Origin of the sequence: Paraburkholderia phymatum (assembly GCF_038900715.1) — a bacterium.
Lineage (GTDB): Bacteria > Pseudomonadota > Gammaproteobacteria > Burkholderiales > Burkholderiaceae > Paraburkholderia > Paraburkholderia phymatum_A.
The window spans coordinates 87,481-105,190 of the sequence record NZ_JAYMRZ010000022.1 but is presented as its reverse complement, the minus strand read 5'-3'; the positions used below and the strand labels follow the sequence as shown (position 1 = coordinate 105,190).

Annotated in this window: 15 protein-coding genes; 5 read left to right on the top strand and 10 right to left on the bottom strand. The window is 62.9% G+C overall.

Annotated elements, in window-relative coordinates; genetic code table 11:
• Genes VSR68_RS32140 through VSR68_RS32110 form a run of 7 tightly spaced genes read right to left on the bottom strand, consistent with a single transcriptional unit; the run spans position 1 to position 7,234 of the window.
• Complete coding sequence (locus tag VSR68_RS32140; RefSeq protein ID WP_342943645.1) at positions 1-1,590, bottom strand: long-chain fatty acid--CoA ligase; 1,590 nt, start codon at positions 1,588-1,590, stop codon at positions 1-3.
• A gap of 18 nt (positions 1,591-1,608) precedes the next feature.
• On the bottom strand, positions 1,609-2,799 hold the full coding sequence (locus tag VSR68_RS32135; RefSeq protein WP_342943644.1) for an acyl-CoA dehydrogenase: 1,191 nt from the start codon (positions 2,797-2,799) through the stop codon (positions 1,609-1,611).
• Between the two features lie 13 nt (positions 2,800-2,812).
• Positions 2,813-3,691: a nitrilase-related carbon-nitrogen hydrolase gene (locus VSR68_RS32130; protein WP_342943643.1), complete on the bottom strand. Its 879-nt coding sequence runs from the start codon at positions 3,689-3,691 to the stop codon at positions 2,813-2,815.
• 35 nt (positions 3,692-3,726) lie between these two features.
• Entirely contained in the window at positions 3,727-4,623 is an 897-nt protein-coding gene (locus VSR68_RS32125) for a glycine betaine ABC transporter substrate-binding protein (protein ID WP_090866728.1), read from the bottom strand.
• A 36-nt stretch (positions 4,624-4,659) separates the two neighbouring features.
• Complete coding sequence (locus VSR68_RS32120) at positions 4,660-5,391, bottom strand: ABC transporter permease (protein ID WP_342943642.1); 732 nt, start codon at positions 5,389-5,391, stop codon at positions 4,660-4,662.
• Positions 5,388-6,506, bottom strand: a complete 1,119-nt coding sequence (locus tag VSR68_RS32115) for an ABC transporter ATP-binding protein (RefSeq protein ID WP_342943641.1) — start codon at positions 6,504-6,506, stop codon at positions 5,388-5,390. The genes VSR68_RS32120 and VSR68_RS32115 overlap by 4 nt, the downstream gene beginning before the upstream one ends.
• A gap of 2 nt (positions 6,507-6,508) precedes the next feature.
• The gene (locus tag VSR68_RS32110) at positions 6,509-7,234 is read right to left on the bottom strand and encodes an ABC transporter permease (protein WP_342943640.1); all 726 of its coding nucleotides are present in this window, start codon (positions 7,232-7,234) and stop codon (positions 6,509-6,511) included.
• A 465-nt stretch (positions 7,235-7,699) separates the two neighbouring features.
• Between VSR68_RS32110 and VSR68_RS32105 the strand changes: the two genes are divergently transcribed.
• Entirely contained in the window at positions 7,700-8,131 is a 432-nt protein-coding gene (locus VSR68_RS32105; protein WP_342943678.1) for a CBS domain-containing protein, read from the top strand.
• Between the two features lie 135 nt (positions 8,132-8,266).
• On the opposite strand, the gene ald is transcribed toward VSR68_RS32105, so the two are convergent.
• From ald to phnA, 3 genes are read right to left on the bottom strand one after another with little or no spacing between them, the layout of a single operon-like run.
• Entirely contained in the window at positions 8,267-9,385 is a 1,119-nt protein-coding gene (ald, locus tag VSR68_RS32100; protein ID WP_342943639.1) for an alanine dehydrogenase, read from the bottom strand.
• Positions 9,386-9,442: 57 nt separating this feature from the next.
• Positions 9,443-10,900: a phosphonoacetaldehyde dehydrogenase gene (gene phnY / locus VSR68_RS32095; RefSeq protein ID WP_342943638.1), complete on the bottom strand. Its 1,458-nt coding sequence runs from the start codon at positions 10,898-10,900 to the stop codon at positions 9,443-9,445.
• Between the two features lie 13 nt (positions 10,901-10,913).
• Positions 10,914-12,155 (bottom strand): phosphonoacetate hydrolase, encoded by a 1,242-nt coding sequence (phnA, locus tag VSR68_RS32090; protein ID WP_342943637.1) that lies wholly within the window; start codon positions 12,153-12,155, stop codon positions 10,914-10,916.
• Between the two features lie 251 nt (positions 12,156-12,406).
• On the opposite strand from phnA, the gene VSR68_RS32085 reads away from it, so the two are divergent.
• The 4 genes from VSR68_RS32085 to VSR68_RS32070 all read left to right on the top strand — a co-directional run bounded on the left by VSR68_RS32085 (position 12,407) and on the right by VSR68_RS32070 (position 17,553).
• Positions 12,407-13,462, top strand: a complete 1,056-nt coding sequence (locus tag VSR68_RS32085; RefSeq protein ID WP_342943636.1) for a putative 2-aminoethylphosphonate ABC transporter substrate-binding protein — start codon at positions 12,407-12,409, stop codon at positions 13,460-13,462.
• 110 nt (positions 13,463-13,572) lie between these two features.
• The gene (locus VSR68_RS32080; RefSeq protein WP_342943635.1) at positions 13,573-14,664 is read left to right on the top strand and encodes a putative 2-aminoethylphosphonate ABC transporter ATP-binding protein; all 1,092 of its coding nucleotides are present in this window, start codon (positions 13,573-13,575) and stop codon (positions 14,662-14,664) included.
• Positions 14,661-16,388 carry a putative 2-aminoethylphosphonate ABC transporter permease subunit gene (locus tag VSR68_RS32075; RefSeq protein WP_342943634.1) on the top strand — a complete coding sequence of 576 codons (1,728 nt, stop codon included), beginning with the start codon at positions 14,661-14,663 and terminating at the stop codon, positions 16,386-16,388. The genes VSR68_RS32080 and VSR68_RS32075 overlap by 4 nt, the downstream gene beginning before the upstream one ends.
• 34 nt (positions 16,389-16,422) lie before the next feature.
• A complete protein-coding gene (locus VSR68_RS32070) occupies positions 16,423-17,553 on the top strand; it encodes a 2-aminoethylphosphonate--pyruvate transaminase (protein ID WP_342943633.1) in 1,131 nt (376 codons plus the stop codon).
• Positions 17,554-17,710: the final 157 nt, after the last annotated feature.

Below are 17,710 nucleotides of genomic sequence, written 5' to 3'. Positions count from 1 at the left end.
TTACGTTCCCGTTTGCAAGAGGTCCTGAGCCACGGAAGCCGCAAGCTCGCGCCGAAGCACCTTGCCGCTCGGATTCAGCGGCAGCCTGTCGACGAACAGCACCTTCTTCGGCCGCTTGTACGGCGCGAGGTCGTCGCTGGCCTTGCAGAAAGCGATGATCGCGTCCTCCGTCAACTGGGTGTCGCTGCGCACGACGAACGCCGTCACGGCCTGCCCCCACTTCTCATCCGGTATGCCGATCACAGCGGCCTCCTGCACGCCGGGGCAGTGATACAGCACTTCCTCGACTTCGCGCGGATAGATGTTCTCGCCGCCTGAGACGATCATGTCGTCGGCGCGGCCGTGGAAATGGAAGTAGCCGCCTTCGTCGACGCTGAAGAGATCGCCCGTATAGAGCCAGCCGTCGCGAAACTTCTTCGCCGTCTCGACGGGGTTGTTCCAGTATGCGCGCGCCAGTTGCGGGCCGCGCACGATCAACTGGCCGACTGTGCCCGCTTCGACGCATTCGGTCGGCGGCACCGCGCGCTCCGGGTCGTTCGTCACGATGCGGCACGTGCTGATCAACGTCGGCTTGCCGCACGAACCGAGGCGCGACAGCGCATCGCGCGGATGCAGCAGCAACGTGAGGCTCGCTTCCGTCATCCCGTAGCCGTTAAAGATGTTCGGGCAGAACTCGTCGATCACACGCTGCATCGTCGCGGCGGGAATGGCCGCGCCGCCCGTCGTGATCATGCGCAGGCTGCGATGATCCGTCTGCGCGAACGTGGGGTGGAACAACATGTCCTGAATCTGCGTCGGCACCGCGAAGAGCGTGGTGATGCGATGCCGGGCGATCGCGGCCAGCGTGCGCTGCGGGTCGTAGCGCGGCAGCACGATGTTCGCCGCGCCCACCATCAGATGCGGCATGAAATACGCCTGCATGCCGCCGACGTGATAGAGCGGGGCGATATGCAACGCGGCATCGGTGCTCGTCAGGCTGTACTCCATCACGCAGTTCGTGGCGATCGCAACGTCGTTGCCGTGCGTGTGGATCGCGCCTTTCGGGCGGCCCGTCGTGCCCGACGTGTAGACGAGCGCGGAGATGTCGTCGGGCGCAAGCGTGGGCAGCGGCGCGTCGCGATGGCGCGTGCTGTCGATCAGCGCGTCGAAGTTGTGATGATGCAGGGGCGCGTATGCATCGACGGCTTCTTCGCCGTGTCCCGTCACGCAGATATAGATGCGCAGATCAGGGAGCGCCTGCTCGGTCTTCGCGATGACGGGCAGCATCGACTCGTCGTAGATCAGCGCGCGTGCGCCCGCATCGCGAATGATGAAGGCCGCTTCGTTCGCCGACAAACGATAGTTCATCGGCACGGCAATCGCGCCGAGCAACTGGCACGCGAAATAGGCGGTTGCCGTTGCGTCAGACGTCTTCTGGAAGATCGCGACGCGGTCCGTTTGCCGCACGCCGAGATCGAACAGCGCCTGCGCGAATCCGCGCACGCGCACGTCCCATTGCGCGTAGGTGAGGCGCGTGTCGCCGCAGACGAGCGCGAGACGCTCCGGGTACTTCGCGACCGTATTGTCGAACAGCGAGGTAATAGTCAGCATGATGGAAATGGAATACGGTCAAAGGTTGATCTTGAGTTCCGGCAGATCGCGCGAGGCGATCAGGTACTTCACCATTTCCGATGTGCCGCCGACGATCGTCAGCGCGCGCGCGTCGCGATAGAGCTGCTCGGCGCGGCCGTATTCTTTCGTCAGGCCGTCGCCGCCAAGGATTTGCACCGTTTCGTTCGCGCAGAAGTTCGCCGTCTCGGTGGCGACGAGCTTGGCCATGGCCGCTTCCTTCATCAGCGTCTTGCCGTCCATGCCCGCGTCGTACATCTTCGTCGCGCGATAGGTGATGAGTTCGGCTGCGTCGATGCGCCAGCTCATCTGCGCGATCTTGTCCCAGATGAGCTGCTTGCAGCCGAGGAACTGGCCGAACGTCCTGCGGCTTTGCGCATGCTCGCGCGCGATCTCGAACGCGCTGCGCGCGACGCCGAGACCGGAGCCGCCGAGAATCGCGCGCTCGAAGTTGAACATGCCGCGCATGATGCCGAAGCCGTCGCCTTCGTTGCCGAGCAGATGATCGGCGCTGACGCGGCAATCGTCGAACTTCACTTCGCCGACGATGCAGCCGCGTCGCCCCATGAACGTGTAGTTGCGCGGAAAGCTGATGCCCGGGGCGTCTTTCGGCACGGCGACGGCCGTGACGCGCGGCTTCGCGCCGTCATCGCACGGCGTGATGCCGTAGACGATATACACGTCCGCGACCGATGCGTTCGAGATGTAGCGCTTGAAGCCGTTGATTACCCATTCGTCGGTGCGCGCATCGTATTCGACGCGTGTCTGCATGTCCGCGGAATCGCTGCCCGTGCCGGGCTCGGTCACGCAGATTGCGCCTATTGCATGGCCGTCGAGGATCGGCTCCAGGTATGCGTCGCGCAGCCGTGCGCTCGCATGGCGATGCAACGGATACGCGCAGCTCAATGCCGTCGCAATGGTCGTTTCGAATGCGTAGTTGATCGCGGACGCTTCTTCGGAAAGGATCGTTGCGTGCGTGAGGCCCGGCTTTTTCAGCGAGCCTCGATAGAGATCCACGAACATCAGCCGCAAGTAGCCCGCTTCGCCCAGTGCGCGCACGACATGTTTGACGGCGTTCCAGTCCTGATGGTCTTCGATATCGGCGGCGCGCGGCGCGAGCTCGCGTTGCAGGAAGGCGCGCACTTCGCTGCGAAACGCGCGGTCTTCTTCGGTGAGGAGAAAGTCTTGCATGGCTGGCGACACTTCAGTTCGTGGCAGGTTGACGGGTGGTGCGAATGCCGCGCTCGGCGAACACGCGCGAATCGCGTACCGTCGGCAGCAGAAAGCGTGCCTCGCGTAGCGATGCGAAGTCGAGTTCGCCGACAACCAGTTCCTCTTCGGTGGTCGAGCCCATCGCGACCGTGCCGCCGAATGGATCGAGAATGCGTGAGCCGCCCCAGAAACCGAGCATGCCTTCCGTGCCGATGCGGTTCGCCATCACGACGGCGACGCCATACGTCACCGCGTAAAAGCGCAGGTTCAGTTCCCACGACGACGGATTGTCGAACCCGCCGCCCACGGCCTCGCGCGCCGAGCTGATGGGAGCCGCGAGCAGCGTGATGCCGTCGCACATCAGGTCGTGCACGAGACCGGGGTTCCACAGGTCGTTGCAGATCGGCGTGGCGACGCGCCAGCGGCTGTCGATATCGAATGCGCCGAGCTGCGCGCCCGGCGCGTAATAGAGACCGTCGCGCAGCTTGCCGTATGTCGCGAGTTGAACCTTGCGATGCACGTGCACGATCCTTCCGTGCGTCACGGTTGCCTGGCTGTTGTAGAACTGTCCGCCGGGCGCTTCTTCGATAAAACCGAACGACGTATGCAGATCGACGCTCGCTTCGGCAAGCGCGGCGAGCGCGGGGTGATCGAGTCGCATCGCGAGCCGCAATGCGTCTTTTCCGGCGCTATGGCCGCATAGCGACAGCTCGGGGAACAGCAGCATCGAGACGCCGCGCTTGCGCGCATCGTCGATCATGCGCAGATGCTTCGCGAGATTCGCATCGAGATCGCCGTATGAACTGTCGATCTGCGCGGCGGCAACCGTCAGCGTGCCGCCGCGCGCCGTATCAAAAGAAGGGTAAGGCATGTTCTTGTCTCTCAGGTTTGCATGTTCTTGATGCGTTAGAGCAGACCCGCTTCCTTCAGGAAGTCATGCGAGACCTCGCTGAACGACTTCTTTTGCACGTCGACGGAGGCGTTCAGGCGCGCCATGGTCGGCGCGTCGAGCTTTGCCGAAAGCGCGTTCAGGATTGGACCGAGCTTCGGGTTGGCATCGAGCGTCGCCTTGCGGATCACGGGCGTCAGCGCATACGACGGGAAAAAGCCCTTGTCGTCCTTGAGAATCACGAAGTTGAATGCGGGCACGCGGCCATCGGTGGCGAACACGAGCGCGATGTCAACCTGACGGTCCTTGAGCGCCTGATACGTGAGGCCCGAATCCATCCGCTTGATTTCGTCCTGCGAGAAGTCGAAGCCATAGAGCTTTTGCAGCGGACGCAGACCGTCCGGGCGCGCATAGAACTCCGAGTTGCACGCGAAGGTGAGCGTCTTGCCCGCCTTGATCGCTTTCGCGAGATCGCTGAGCGTCGCGATGCCGAGCTTCTTCGCTTCGTCCTGATTCATCGCGAACGAGTAGGTGTTATTCGCGCGCGACGGATCGAGCCACACGAGACCTTTGGCGGCATCGAGTTCTTTCACCTTCTTGTAGGTATCTTCGGGCGAAAGGCGGTCGTTGATCTTGTTGTAGGTGATCAGCGACGTGCCCGTGTATTCCCAGTAGACGTCGACCTGCCCGTTTTCCTGTGCCTGGCGCAGCACGGCGCTGCCCATGCCGTCTTTTTTCGTGACGTCGAAGCCCTTGGCCTGCAAAAGCTCGGTCGTCATTTCGGCGAGCAGTTGCTGTTCCGTGAAGTTCTTGCCGCCGACGACGACACTCGCCGCCGCGCACGTGATGGCCCAGGAGGAGGCAAACGAGAGGGCGACGAGCGCGCAGGCTCGCTTGAAAAAGGCAGTCTTCATGATGTCCTCGAAGAAACGCGTTAGCGTGTGGTTGAACTAGCGTTGCGGATTGACGCCTTTCGACACGAGATGCGCCTGCATCTGGCCGACGAGCAAGTCAGTGAGAATCGCGAGCAGCGCAGTTGGAATCGCGCCCGCCAACAGCATCGAAAAGTCGTTCATGTCGATGCCGGTGAAGATCAGTTCGCCGAGCCCGCCGCCGCCGACGAGAAAGGCGAGCGGCGCCGTGCCGACCGTGATCGCGAGCGCCGTGCGGATGCCCGCGAAGATCACATAGAGCGCGTTCGGCAACTCGACGCGCAGCAGGATCTGCGTGGGCGTCATGCCCATGCCCGTCGCTGCTTCGATCAACGCGGGAGGCACGGCGCGCAAACCTTCGAGCGTGTTCAGCACGATCGGCAGCAACGTCGCCACCCAGAGCCCGAAGATCGACGGCCAGCGGCCGATGCCGAGCACGCTCATCGCGAGCGCGAGCAACGCGAGCTTCGGCACCGCCTGGCCCATGTTGACCGTCTGCAGGACGGCTTGCGCGACGCGCGCCTGCTTGCCCATCGCGCGGCTCAGATAGATGCCGAGCGGCACGGCGACGATAATCGCGAGGCCGCCTGCAATCGCGACCATCGTCATCTGCTGGATCGACTGGTAGATGATGTCGCTGCGATACTGGCCGATCGAGGCGAGCAGGTTGTCCGCGTGCGCAAGCGCGGGTGCGGTGCATGCCGCGAGCGCGACGCAGCGTGAAAAGAGCGCTTTCTTGCAGGTTTTCATGCGCGTGTCTCCGAGGGCAACCGCAGCATGTCGACGATATGCGCCTGATTCACGTAGCCCACAAAGCGGCCGTCGTCGTCGACGGTGGGCAGCCATGACTGGCCGAGCGCGAACATCGAAGAAATCACGCTGCGCAGATCGTCGCTGTGGCGCGCGAAGCCCTGCACCGGCGTCGCGTGTGCGGCCATCAGCTTGCCGTCGATCGCGCGCAGTTCGGCGGCGCTCAGATAGCCTTGCGGCTTGTCGGTGGCGTCGAGCAAGATGATCTGCTCGATGCCGTGCTGTTCGAGCAATGCACGCGCGCGGTCGCTGCTTTCGCCGACACGCGCCGCGCAGTCGCACGCCGACAACGCATCTTTTGCACGCACGAGGCGCAGCCGCTTCAACGCGCGATCCGCGCCGACGAAGCCTGCAATGAACTGGCTCGCGGGCCGCGCGAGGATCGTATCCGGCGTATCGAACTGTTCGAGCCTGCCGCCGCTGAAGATCGCGATGCGGTCGGCCATCTTCACCGCTTCGTCGATGTCGTGGCTCACGAACATGATCGTCTTCTTCACCTGTTGCTGGATGCGCAGAAACTCGTCCTGGATCAGCTCACGGTTGATCGGGTCGATCGCGCCGAACGGTTCGTCCATCAGCATGACGGGCGGGTCGGTTGCCAGCGCGCGCGCCACGCCGATGCGCTGCTGCTGCCCGCCCGACAGATCCTTCGGGTAGCGCGACAGGTAGATCGACGGATCGAGCGCGACGATCTCCAGCAACTCGGCTGCGCGGCGCTTTGTCTTCGCCTTGTCCCAGCCGAGCAGACGCGGCACGACGCCGATGTTCTCCTCGACGGTCATGTTCGGAAAGAGGCCGATCTGCTGGATCACATAGCCGATCTGGCGGCGCAGTTCGACGACGTCGAACTCGTCGGTATCGCGGCCGTCGATGAAGATCTTGCCCGAGCTTGGCTGGATCAGGCGGTTGATCATCTTCAGCGTGGTCGTCTTGCCGCAGCCGGAAGGGCCGAGCAGCACGCAGATTTCGCCCGCGCCGACTTCCATGTCGATGCCGTCGACCACCGGGGCGCTTGCGCCTTCATAGCGCTTCGTGATGTTGGAGAGCTTGATCATGGTTATTGCGCGTGACGAGGAGATTTACGGAGGGAAGCCCATGCGCCGAGACGCAGCGCGAGCGTGGCGGTGCGCGACGGACCGCGCAGGCCTTTCGGCGTCAGCAGGCGCTGCACCCACGCGAGGCCGTAGTCGGCGGCGATGGCGAGCACGCTGACGAGAATCGCGCCGGCAATCAGCTGACGTGGGTCCGATTGCGAAATGCCGCGGCTGATCAGCTTGCCGAGCCCGCCCGCGCCGATGTACGCGGCGACGGCTGCGATGCCGACGTTGATCACGACGGCCATCCGCACGCCCGCCATGATGATGGGGAGCGCGATCGGAATCTCGACTTTCCACAGACGCTCGCGCGTCGTCATGCCGATGCCGCGTGCGGCCTCGCGCAACGCGGGATCGATGTTCGTGATCGCCGTGTACGTGTTGCGCACGATGGGCAGTTGCGAATAGAGAAAGAGCGCGATGACCGTCGGCAGAAAGCCGATGCCCTGGCCGATCACGGAAAGAATCGGGATCATCACGCCGAACAGCGCGACGGATGGAATCGTCATCACGATAGCGGCCGTGTACAACACGATCTTCGCGGCGCGCGGACTGGCCGTGATCGCGATGCCGAGCGGCACGCCCGTGAGGATCGCGAACCCGACACCGACGCCGACGATCTCGATGTGCTCGACGGTGAGCCGGACGATCGACGCGAAGTTGTCGACGATAAAAGCAAGCGTTTCCACGTTGTCTCCTTGTCGACCGGAGTTGGCGCTTTGGCTGTCGGCTGGAGTTAGTGCTTCAGCACTTACTCCAGCCCCATGCAGAGCACTTACTCCGGTCCCATGCCTTACGGCGTATTCAGGTGCTTCTTTGCTTCGTTTGCGTTGAGCAAAAGATAGCCGGACAAAATCGGCAGCTCCTCATCTGTAGTCGACCTTGTTTGTCACAAATGCGACATCGCGATTTTGCTGCGCTGCGATGCCGTTATTGGGTAAGGGGCAGCAGGCCAGATGATTACGGGTTATCCCTTGCTTGAAAGCGACAGGCTGTTGAACGTTTGCATGCGGGATTGCCGACGGGCGTGTCTATTTCTTTTCCCGCAGGCGTTCTTTCAATTGCCAGGCGGCAAAACCCTATAATCCGTTCTTTTAAATCGCGTGCTTGGTACACCGCGCTTATTGCGAGCGGCGACCAGGGTAGAACATCAAATGAAAATCTCAGAGATCATGACCCGTCGCGTCGTGACGGTTGGTTTTGACGACACGTTGGCGACCGTAAAGGAGATCTTCGACTCAGTCGCTTTTCACCATTTGCTGGTGGTGGAGGACGGGCAACTGCAAGGCGTCGTGTCGGATCGGGACTTGTTGCGCGCGATGAGTCCGTTCATCGATAGCGTCGTCGAGTCGCCGCGCGATGTCGCGACGCTCAACAAGCGGGTGCATCAGATCATGAGTCGCAAGCCTTCCACGCTCACGCCCGACGCGGAGGTTTCGGCGGCGATCAGCCTGTTCCTCGACAACGGGATTTCGTGCATTCCAATCGTCGATGGCGAATTCAGGCCGGTCGGGATCGTCAGTTGGCGGGATATTTTCAAGGCGTGGCCAGCGGCAGATACGAGCCCGGCCGACGAGGAGAAATAAAGCCCGGCCGACGGGCTGTCGATGCCCGCAGCCGGCGCTTGCAGTCGACGCTTGCGGTCGACGCCATAGATGCACATGCAAGCGTTGCGGGCCAGCCGTCGAAGCATCCGGCCGCCGGCCCGCTCCACGCCATCGTTATCCTGCGGCGACGGCCCCTGCGTCTTCGCACGCGTAGCTCAATGCCGTCGCAACCTCCGGACACGTCACCTTGCCGAACGCCACGTTGAGGCCGCGGCGCAAGTGCTCGTCGTCGGTGAGCGCCTTACGCCAGCCCTTGTCCGCGATCTGGAGGACAAAGGGCAGCGTCGCGTTGTTCAGCGCATACGTGGACGTGCGCGGCACGCCGCCTGGCATGTTGGCGACGCAGTAGTGAACCACTTCGCCGACCTTGTACGTCGGTTCCGCGTGGGTCGTGGCTTTTGCTGTCTCGCAGCATCCGCCCTGATCGATCGCGACGTCGACGATGGCCGAGCCCGGGCGCATCGCCTCGACCATCTTGCGCGTCACGAGCCTGGGCGCGGCCGCGCCGGGCACCAGTACGCCGCCGATCACGAGATCGGCGTCGAGCACGTGCTGCTCGATGTTGTCCTGGTTCGAATACACGGTCACTACGCGCGCACCGAGCAGCCGGTCCATGCGGCGCAACACGTCGACGTTCCGGTCGATGACGACGACCTGCGCGCCCGTGCCCACTGCAATTTGCGCGGCATTGGAGCCGACCACGCCGCCGCCGAGGATCACGATCTTCGCGGACGGAACGCCCGCCACGCCGCCGAGCAGAATGCCCTTGCCGCCATGCGCGCGCTCCAGGCAAAAGGCGCCCGCCTGAATCGACATGCGACCCGCGACCTCCGACATCGGCGCGAGCAGCGGCAGTCCGCCTGCCGGCTGCGTGACCGTCTCGTAGGCGATGCAGACGGCGTTGCTCGCCACGAGATCGGCGCATTGCTGCGGATCGGGCGCGAGGTGCAGGTAGGTGAAGAGAATCTGCCCTTCGCGCAGCATCGCGCGCTCGCGCGCTTGCGGTTCCTTCACCTTGACGATCATGTCGGCTGCGGAAAATATCGCCTGGGCGTCAGGCGCCACTTGCGCGCCGGCTGCACGGTAGGCGTCGTCGGATGCGCCGATGCCCGCGCCCGCGCCTGTTTCGATGCTCACCGAATGTCCGTGCGCAACGATCTCGCGCACGGACGACGGCGTGAGGCCGACGCGATATTCGTGGTTCTTTATTTCCTTCGGAACGCCTATGTGCATATTGCCTCCTGTATGGAACTTCACGCCGGCCGCAAAGCCATCCGATTCGTCAGATGTTCACCACGGCAGCGAATAGGTCTTGGTATTGGTGAAGCTCTTCATCGCCTCCTGCACGCCTTCCTTATAGCCTAATCCCGAATCCTTCACGCCGCCGAACGGCGTGAGTTCGAGCCGGTATCCCGGCACCTCGCGCACGTTGACGCTGCCCACTTCCAGCTCCGAAATGAAGCGTGTGATGTAGTCGAAGCGGTTCGTGCACACGGAAGACGATAACGCATAGTCGGTGCTGTTCGACATACGGATTGCTTCGTCGATTGTGCGGAAGCGCATGATCGGCGATACGGGACCGAACGTTTCATATTTGACGAGCGGCATATCCGGCGTGACGCCGTCGACGACCGTCGGCGAATAGAGTGCGCCGTCGCGCTGATTGCCGGCGAGCAGGCGCGCGCCGCGTGCGATCGCATCGTCGACCTGGTGTTCGCAGAAGCGCGCAGCGGCTTCGTCGATCACGGTGCCCATGTCGACCGATTTGTCGGCGGGATTGCCATATTTCCACGCGCGCGTCTTGTCGACGACGAGATCGGTGAAGCGGTCGGCGACGGCCTCGTGTACCAGCATCCGCTTGATTGCCGTGCAGCGTTGTCCCGAGTTCTTGTACGAGCCCGAGACGGCGAGCGTGCTGGCTTCGTCGAGATCGGCGTCTTCCATCACGATGATCGGATCGTTGCCGCCCAGTTCGAGGACCGCGCGCCGATAGCCCATGCGCGACGCGATCGACTTGCCGATCGATACGCCGCCCGTGAACGTGATCAGATTGATCGCGCGATTCGTGATGAGCTCATCGGCGATCACGGCGGGGTCGCCCGTGACCACTTGCAGCATCTGAACGGGCAAGCCGGCTTCGTACAGGATGTCGGCGAACAGGTAGCACGACAGCGGCACTTTCTCCGACGGCTTCACGACGATCCGGTTGTTCGTCGCGATGGACGGCACGATCTTGTGCGCGACCTGGTTCATCGGGTGATTGAACGGCGTGATGGCCGAAATCACGCCGAGCAGCGGATCGCGCTGCGTGTAGACGCGGCGCTTCTTGCCGTGAGGCGTGAGATCGCACGAGAAGATCTGCCCGTCGTCCTTCAGCACCTCGCCGGCGCCGAACACGAGCACGTCCGCGACACGGCCTGCTTCGTATGTCGAGTCCTTCATGCACAAGCCGGCTTCCGTCGTGATCAACGCGGCGATTTCGTGCGTGCGCGAGCGCACGGCATCGGCTGCGCGCCGCAGGATCGCCGAGCGCTCGTAGCGCGTGAGCGTCGGGCGATACGCGCGCGCAACGTCGAACGCGCGGCGCAAGTCGTCGAGCGTCGCCTTCGGCACCGTGCCGACGAGCGCGCCGTCATACGGGTTGCGAACATCGATCACCTCGTCGCGATAGATCTTTTCGCCGTCGATGCGCAGCGCCTCATGGCGAACCTGCGATTGTCCTTTCGTCGTGTCTGCAATGGCGTTCATGGGCGTGTCCTCGTTACTGAAGATGATTGAGCGCGATGTCGATGATGTCGAAGTTGCGCAGCCGTTCGCGTTGCGCCGCCGACTTTGCGACGGGCTGGCTGAAGATCAGCGGAACGGTCTGCTCGGCGAGGCCGCCGTGCGAACGCAGGGGCGCGTCGAGCCCCGAAAGATCGTGTTTGATGCGCCGCGTGCCGAGCACGACATCGCGCTTCGAGATGACGATCAGATCGCCCATTCGCGCGGGCGGCAATTCGAAGCGCGCGCATCCTTCCGCGCCCGTAAGGACCAGTTCGATGCCGGGCTCGGCGGCGAGCTTGCGGCGCAGCGCATCGACATCGGCGGAGGCGAGGGCGGGCAGATAGACGGTCGCGAACGACCCGAGCGCGCCGTGATGCACGACGTACGGATCGGTGATCGGCAGGATCACGCGCGCCTTGTCCTCGCCGAGCCATTCGTCGAAGCGCTCCTGCAGATAGATCACGTTGGGTTCGCCGTCTTCGTTGTGCTTCGCGTTCATGCCGTGGTCGGCCGTGATCGCGACGATGGCGCCCAGCTCGTCCAGCCGCTGCAGATAGCCGTCCATCATCTGGTAGAACGCGTTTGCGCCGGGCGTGCCGGGCGCGCACTTGTGCTGCACGTAGTCGGTGGTCGACAGGTACATCAGGTCGATGTCGCGCGTCTCCAGCAGACGCACGCCCGCCGCGAACACGAACTCCGACAGGTCCGCGCTGTACACGCTCGGCACCGGCTTGCCGACCAGTTCGATCACATCGTCGATGCCGTTCTCGTCGAGTGTGGCCTCGTCCGCCTTCTCCGACGAGAAGCAGATGCCCTTCAAGCCTTTGCCGAGCAGACGGCGCAGCTTGTCCTTGGCCGTGACGACGGCGACCTTCGCGCCCGCGTCGGCGAAGCGCGCGAGCACCGTGGGCGCGACCAGGTACTTCGGATCGTTCATCAACACTTCCGTGCCGCTCTCGCGATCGAAGAAGTAGTTGCCGCTGATGCCGTGCACGGCGGGCGGCACGCCCGTCACGATCGACAGGTTGTTCGGGTTCGTGAAGCTCGGCACGACGCAGTCGCCCTTGAGCGCGGTCGCCGGCTGCAACAGCTTCTTGATGAAAGGCGCGACGCCCGCCGCGGCCGCCATCTCCAGATATTCGTACGCGCAACCGTCGACGCAGACCACGACGACGGGTCTGCGCATCCAGTTGTAGCGACGGCCGTTCACTTCGATGGATACAGGGGATTCGCTCATGGTGCTTCTCCTTTTGACCAGGGTAATCCGGGAATCGGGAATGAGGCGTTGTGTGGCAAAGTGTGGCAATACTTGACATTAAAATTGACGTTTTGTAGATTGTCAACAACAGACAACAACGAAGCAGTCGACGAGGGTTGCAGCATCGAGTCGCAGCAGAACCGCCGCAGCAGCACTGAAGCAGCACCACATATCGCAGCACTGGCCGTTTCCGTCGCTGGCAGCGACGCCATTTATCAAGGGGTCTGGAGATGAAGGAACAAGCGGAATTCAACGGTTGCAAGGGTCTTTGGGGCGTGGCCGCGCGCTGTGTCGTGGCGGCGTCGCTGGCGTTCGGCGCGGTGCAGCTGGCGCACGCGAAGACGCAATTGCTGGTCTATACGGCGCTCGAAGACGAGGCGATGAAGCCGTACAAGGATGCGTTCGAGAAAGCGAACCCGGACATCGAGATTCGCTGGGTGCGCGACTCGACGGGCGCCGTCACGGCGAAGCTGCTCGCCGAAAAGAACAATCCGCGCGCCGACGTCGTGCTCGGCCTCGCCGCATCGAGCCTCACGCTGCTGGACCTGCAAGGCATGCTGATGCCGTATGAGCCGAAGGGTTTCGACAGCCTCACGCGCAAGTACAGCGACAGCAACAATCCGCCGCATTGGGTCGGCATGGACGTGTGGGGCGCAACCATCTGCTACAACCGCGTCGAGGCGGAGAAGCGCCATCTGCCGAAGCCGACTTCATGGGAAGACCTCGCAAAGCCCGTCTACAAAGGGATGATCGTGATGCCGAGCCCGGTCTCGTCGGGCACGGGCTATCTGGACGTCACCTCGTGGCTGCAAACCTTCGGCGAAGAGAAGGGCTGGCAGTACATGGATGCGCTCGACAAGAACGTCGCGCAATACGTGCATTCGGGTTCGAAGCCTTGCACGCTCGCGGGCACGGGCGAATTCCCGATCGGCATTTCATTCGAGTTTCGCGGACATGAGTTGCAGGCGCAAGGCGCGCCCATCGATCTGATCTTCCCGAAAGAAGGGCTCGGCTGGGACATGGAAGCGACGGGCGTGATGAAGACGACAAAGCACCCCGAGGAAGCGAAGAAGCTCGCGGACTTCATGGCGAGCAAGCAAGCGAATGAAATCACCGCGCAATGGTGGGCGATCGTGGCCTATCCGGGCGTTGCGAAGAAGCTCTCCGGCATCCCCGACAACTATTCGCAAATGCTCGTGAAGAACGACTTCGTGTGGTCCGCGAAGAACCGTCAGGCGATTCTCGGCGACTGGCAAAAGCGCTACGGCAGCAAGGAGCAGAAGTAGCACCGGGTCTCGCGTGAAGCGCGTGAACGTTATGTGATTCGCGCGCTTCGACCGACGCAGCGGCGCGTGCCGCTGCGATGCAGGCAGAAGCAGCGAAGGCGGAGGAACAGATGACAGCCTATTTGAGCGTGCAGCAGGTTTCCAAGCGGTTCAACGACACGCCCGTTCTGACGGATATCGATCTCGGCGTGAGGAAGGGCGAGATGCTTTGTTTTCTGGGGCCATCGGGATGCGGCAAGACGACGTTGCTGCGCATCATCGCGGGACTGGAGACGCAGAGCACCGGCCGTATCATGCAGGACGGCCGCGACATCTCGCGTCTGCCGCCGCAGCTTCGCGACTACGGCATCGTGTTCCAGTCGTACGCGTTGTTTCCGAACCTCACGATCTTCGACAACGTCGCCTACGGTCTCGTGAATCGCAAGATGAAGCGCGCAGCGATTGCCGAGCGTGTGCATGAACTGCTCGCGCTGGTCGGCTTGCCCGACGCGCATCGCAAGCATCCGAACCAGCTATCGGGCGGCCAGCAGCAGCGCATTGCACTCGCGCGTGCGCTTGCAACTTCACCGGGACTGCTGCTGCTCGACGAGCCGCTGTCCGCGCTCGATGCGCGCGTGCGCGTGCGGCTGCGCCAGGAAATCCGGCAGTTGCAGCAGCGCCTCGGCGTCACGACGATCATGGTCACGCACGATCAGGAAGAGGCGCTGTCGATGGCCGATCGCATCGTCGTGATGAATCATGGCGTGATCGAGCAGATCGGCACGCCGCATGAAATCTATCGCGAGCCCGCGTCGCCTTTCGTCGCGGATTTTATCGGCAAGGTCAACATGATTCCCGCCGAGGTGATGCTTGACGGCACGCTGAAGGCAGGCGAGATCGGCTTGCGCTATGGATGCGGCACCGCGCAGCCCACGCCGGGCTCGAAGGTTTCTGCGTTCGTGCGTCCCGAAGACATTCACATCCGCATGCCAGGCGGCGCGCCCGACAACCTGCTGGCCGCCCGCGTCGAAAAGCTCGAATTTCTCGGCGCATTCTGCCGCGTGAGCTTCAAGGTCGACGGGCTGGCCGGGCAGGAGATCGTCGCGGATCTATCGTTTCATGAGATGCGCCGCACGGGTCTGGAAACGGGCGCGCGCTTCGATCTCGCCATCAATCGCGAAAACGTGTGCGTGTTCACGGCCGCGAAGGAGCGTCTGCAATGAGCGCCGTTCTGATCGAACGCCGTGGCGGCGACGAAACGCACGCCGAAGTGCGGCAAATCACGCATTGGCATGACCGGATCGGGCAGCTTGCGCTTCTGCTGATGTGCGCGCTGCTCGCCGTGTTCCTTTTGTTGCCGCTTGCGCTCGTGATCGGCAAGTGCTTCGTCGATGCGGACGGGCGCTTCATTGGGCTTGCGAACTTCAGCGGCTATCTGGCGAACAGTGCTGTGTGGACGTCGGCGCTTCACTCTGTAGCCGTCGCCTGCACGGTCACGTCGATCGTCATTCCGATGGCGTTCACCTTCGCCTATGCGCTCACACGATCGTGCATGCCGATGAAAAACGCGGTGCGCACCGTCGCGCTGCTGCCGTTGCTCGCGCCGACGTTGCTGTCCGCCGTGTCCTTCATCTACTGGTTCGGCAATTCGGGCATCCTGAAGCCGCTGCTGCACGGACACTCGATCTACGGTTTCTCGGGCATCGTATGCAGCCTCGTCTATGCAGCGTTTCCACACGTGCTGATGATTCTCGTGACGGCGCTGTCGTTATCCGACGGACGCCTTTACGAAGCCGCCGACGCAATGGGCACGCGCCGTCTGCGCAAGTTCATGACGATCACGCTGCCGGGCGCGAAGTACGGCTTGATCAGCGCGACGATGGTGTCGTTCACGATCTGCATCAACGACTTCGGCGTTCCCGTCGTGATCGGCGGACCGTACACGGTGCTGTCGACGGATATCTACAAGCTCATCATCGGCTTGCAGGATTTCAATCGCAGCGCGGTGGTCAGCCTGCTGTTGCTGTGTCCCGCGCTGGTTGCATTCGCCGTCGACTTCTTCATTCGCCGCAAGCAGCAGTCGCAGCTCGGCGCGCGCTCGACGCCGTTCCAACCGAAGCCGTCGCGCGGCTTCGACATGGCGATGCTCGCGTATTGCGCCGTCGTGTGCCTGTTGATGATGGCCGTGGTGGGCATTTCGGTGTTCGCATCGTTCGTCAAGTTCTGGCCGTATCAGATGAGCCTCGGCTTGCAGCACTACAAGATGGGCCTGATCGCCGCCGGCATTTTCGATGCGTACAAGAACAGCCTGAAGATGGCGGCGTGCGTGGCGATCGGCGGCACGGCGATCGTGTTCGGCGGCGCGTATCTCGTCGAGAAGACGCGCGGTCCGCGCTGGCTGCGCGGCTTCATCAATCTCTGCGCGATCCTGCCGATGGGCGTGCCGGGGCTCGTGCTCGGCATCAGCTACATCTTTCTCTTCAATGCGCCCGCCAATCCGCTCAATGGACTCTACGGGACGCTGGCGCTGCTCGCGATCGTGACGGTCGTGCACTACTACTCGTCGAGTCATCTGACGGCCGTGACCGCGTTGCGGCAAATCGACAACGAGTTCGAAGCCGTTTCCGCATCGCTGAAAGTGCCTTTCTACAAGACGTTCTGGCGCGTCACGGTGCCCGTGTGCCTGCCGTCGATCCTGCAGATCGCGCGCTATCTGTTCGTCAACGGCATGACGACGGTGTCGGCTGTCGCGTTTCTGTATTCGCCTGACACGCAGCCTGCATCTGTCGCGATCCTCAATCTCGACGACGCCGGACAGATCGGACCGGCCGCCGCGATGGCGACGCTCGTGCTCGTGACGGCTTCGTTTGCATGTCTGCTGTTCGCCGGCGTGTCGCACGGCGTGTTGCGTAGAACCCAGGCATGGCGCACTGCGCGCCGTGGCTGAATCGTACTTTCACCGCGTCTATCAAGGAGCTCACGTGAACCTGTCCAGCCAACCGATTCTGCTCACTCCCGGTCCGCTCACGACATCCGACCGCACGCGCGAGGCGATGCTGCGCGACTGGGGATCGTGGGATGGCGACTTCAACGAAATCACCGCGCGCATTCGCCGCGAGACGCTGCGCATCGTGCACGGCGAAGCGACGCACGAGTGCGTGCCGTTGCAGGGCAGCGGCACGTTCTCCGTCGAAGCGGCGATCGGCACGATCGTTCCGCGCCACGGTCATGTGCTGGTGCCGAACAACGGCGCGTATTGCCAGCGGATCGCGAAGATCTGCCGCGCGCTGGGGCGGCGTCATCAGACCATCGACTATCCGGAAGACACGCAGATCAAGCCCGCCGACATCGACCGCGCGCTCGCCGCCGATCCGGGCATTACGCATGTTGCGCTGGTTCACTGCGAAACGGGCGCGGGCGTGCTCAATCCGCTGCACGAGATCGCGATGGTGGTCGCGAAGCACGGACGCAGTCTGATCGTCGATGCGATGAGTTCCTTCGGCGCGATCGATATCGACGCGCGGCAAACGCCGTTCGATGCCGTCGTCGCCGCGTCGGGCAAATGCCTGGAAGGCGTGCCGGGCATGGGCTTCGTGATCGTGAGGCGCAGCACGCTGGAGCGCTGCGAAGGCAATAGCCACTCGCTCGCGATGGACCTGTACGATCAATGGGTCTACATGAATCGCACGATGCAATGGCGCTTCACGCCGCCGACGCATGTCGTCGCCGCGCTCGATCAGGCAATCGCGCAGTACAACGAGGAGGGCGGTCTCGAAGCGAGAGGCGCGCGTTATGCGGGCAACTGTCGCGCGCTGATCGAAGGCATGGGCAAGCTGGGCTTCCGGCCATTTCTCGATCAGTCGATCCAGGCGCCCATCATCGTGACGTTCCATGCGCCCGACGATCCCGCCTACGACTTCAAGACCTTCTATCAGGAGGTGAAGAAGCGCGGATACATTCTCTATCCGGGCAAGCTGACGCAGATCGAAACGTTCCGCGTCGGATGCATCGGGCACTTCGGCAAGACGGGCATTCCCGGCGCGGTCGCCGCCATCGCCGATACGCTGAAGGCAATGGGCATCGCGCAGGTGTCGCCGAAAGCGGTTGCGTAGAACACGCGGCGACGCTCGAAGATTTCGCGCGCGTGATCGTGCGAGATCTTCGAGGTAGCGGGGTCTTCGAAGCGTCGAGGTCTTTCGATATCAGTTCATTCGGGCCATCATTCGTGCGGCCAATTTCTGTGGCCGCACATAAGCTGGCGCATAAGAT

Excerpts from the sequence above, each read along its gene's own strand:
- VSR68_RS32120 (WP_342943642.1), bottom strand. The coding sequence starts at position 5,391 with ATGAAAACCTGCAAGAAAGCGCTCTTTTCACGCTGCGTCGCGCTCGCG.
- VSR68_RS32125 (WP_090866728.1), bottom strand. The coding sequence starts at position 4,623 with ATGAAGACTGCCTTTTTCAAGCGAGCCTGCGCGCTCGTCGCCCTCTCG.
- VSR68_RS32130 (WP_342943643.1), bottom strand. The coding sequence starts at position 3,691 with ATGCCTTACCCTTCTTTTGATACGGCGCGCGGCGGCACGCTGACGGTT.
- VSR68_RS32135 (WP_342943644.1), bottom strand. The coding sequence starts at position 2,799 with ATGCAAGACTTTCTCCTCACCGAAGAAGACCGCGCGTTTCGCAGCGAA.
- VSR68_RS32085 (WP_342943636.1), top strand. The coding sequence starts at position 12,407 with ATGAAGGAACAAGCGGAATTCAACGGTTGCAAGGGTCTTTGGGGCGTG.
- VSR68_RS32140 (WP_342943645.1), bottom strand. The coding sequence starts at position 1,590 with ATGCTGACTATTACCTCGCTGTTCGACAATACGGTCGCGAAGTACCCG.
- VSR68_RS32105 (WP_342943678.1), top strand. The coding sequence starts at position 7,700 with ATGAAAATCTCAGAGATCATGACCCGTCGCGTCGTGACGGTTGGTTTT.
- VSR68_RS32115 (WP_342943641.1), bottom strand. The coding sequence starts at position 6,506 with ATGATCAAGCTCTCCAACATCACGAAGCGCTATGAAGGCGCAAGCGCC.
- VSR68_RS32080 (WP_342943635.1), top strand. The coding sequence starts at position 13,573 with ATGACAGCCTATTTGAGCGTGCAGCAGGTTTCCAAGCGGTTCAACGAC.
- VSR68_RS32075 (WP_342943634.1), top strand. The coding sequence starts at position 14,661 with ATGAGCGCCGTTCTGATCGAACGCCGTGGCGGCGACGAAACGCACGCC.
- phnA (WP_342943637.1), bottom strand. The coding sequence starts at position 12,155 with ATGAGCGAATCCCCTGTATCCATCGAAGTGAACGGCCGTCGCTACAAC.
- ald (WP_342943639.1), bottom strand. The coding sequence starts at position 9,385 with ATGCACATAGGCGTTCCGAAGGAAATAAAGAACCACGAATATCGCGTC.
- phnY (WP_342943638.1), bottom strand. The coding sequence starts at position 10,900 with ATGAACGCCATTGCAGACACGACGAAAGGACAATCGCAGGTTCGCCAT.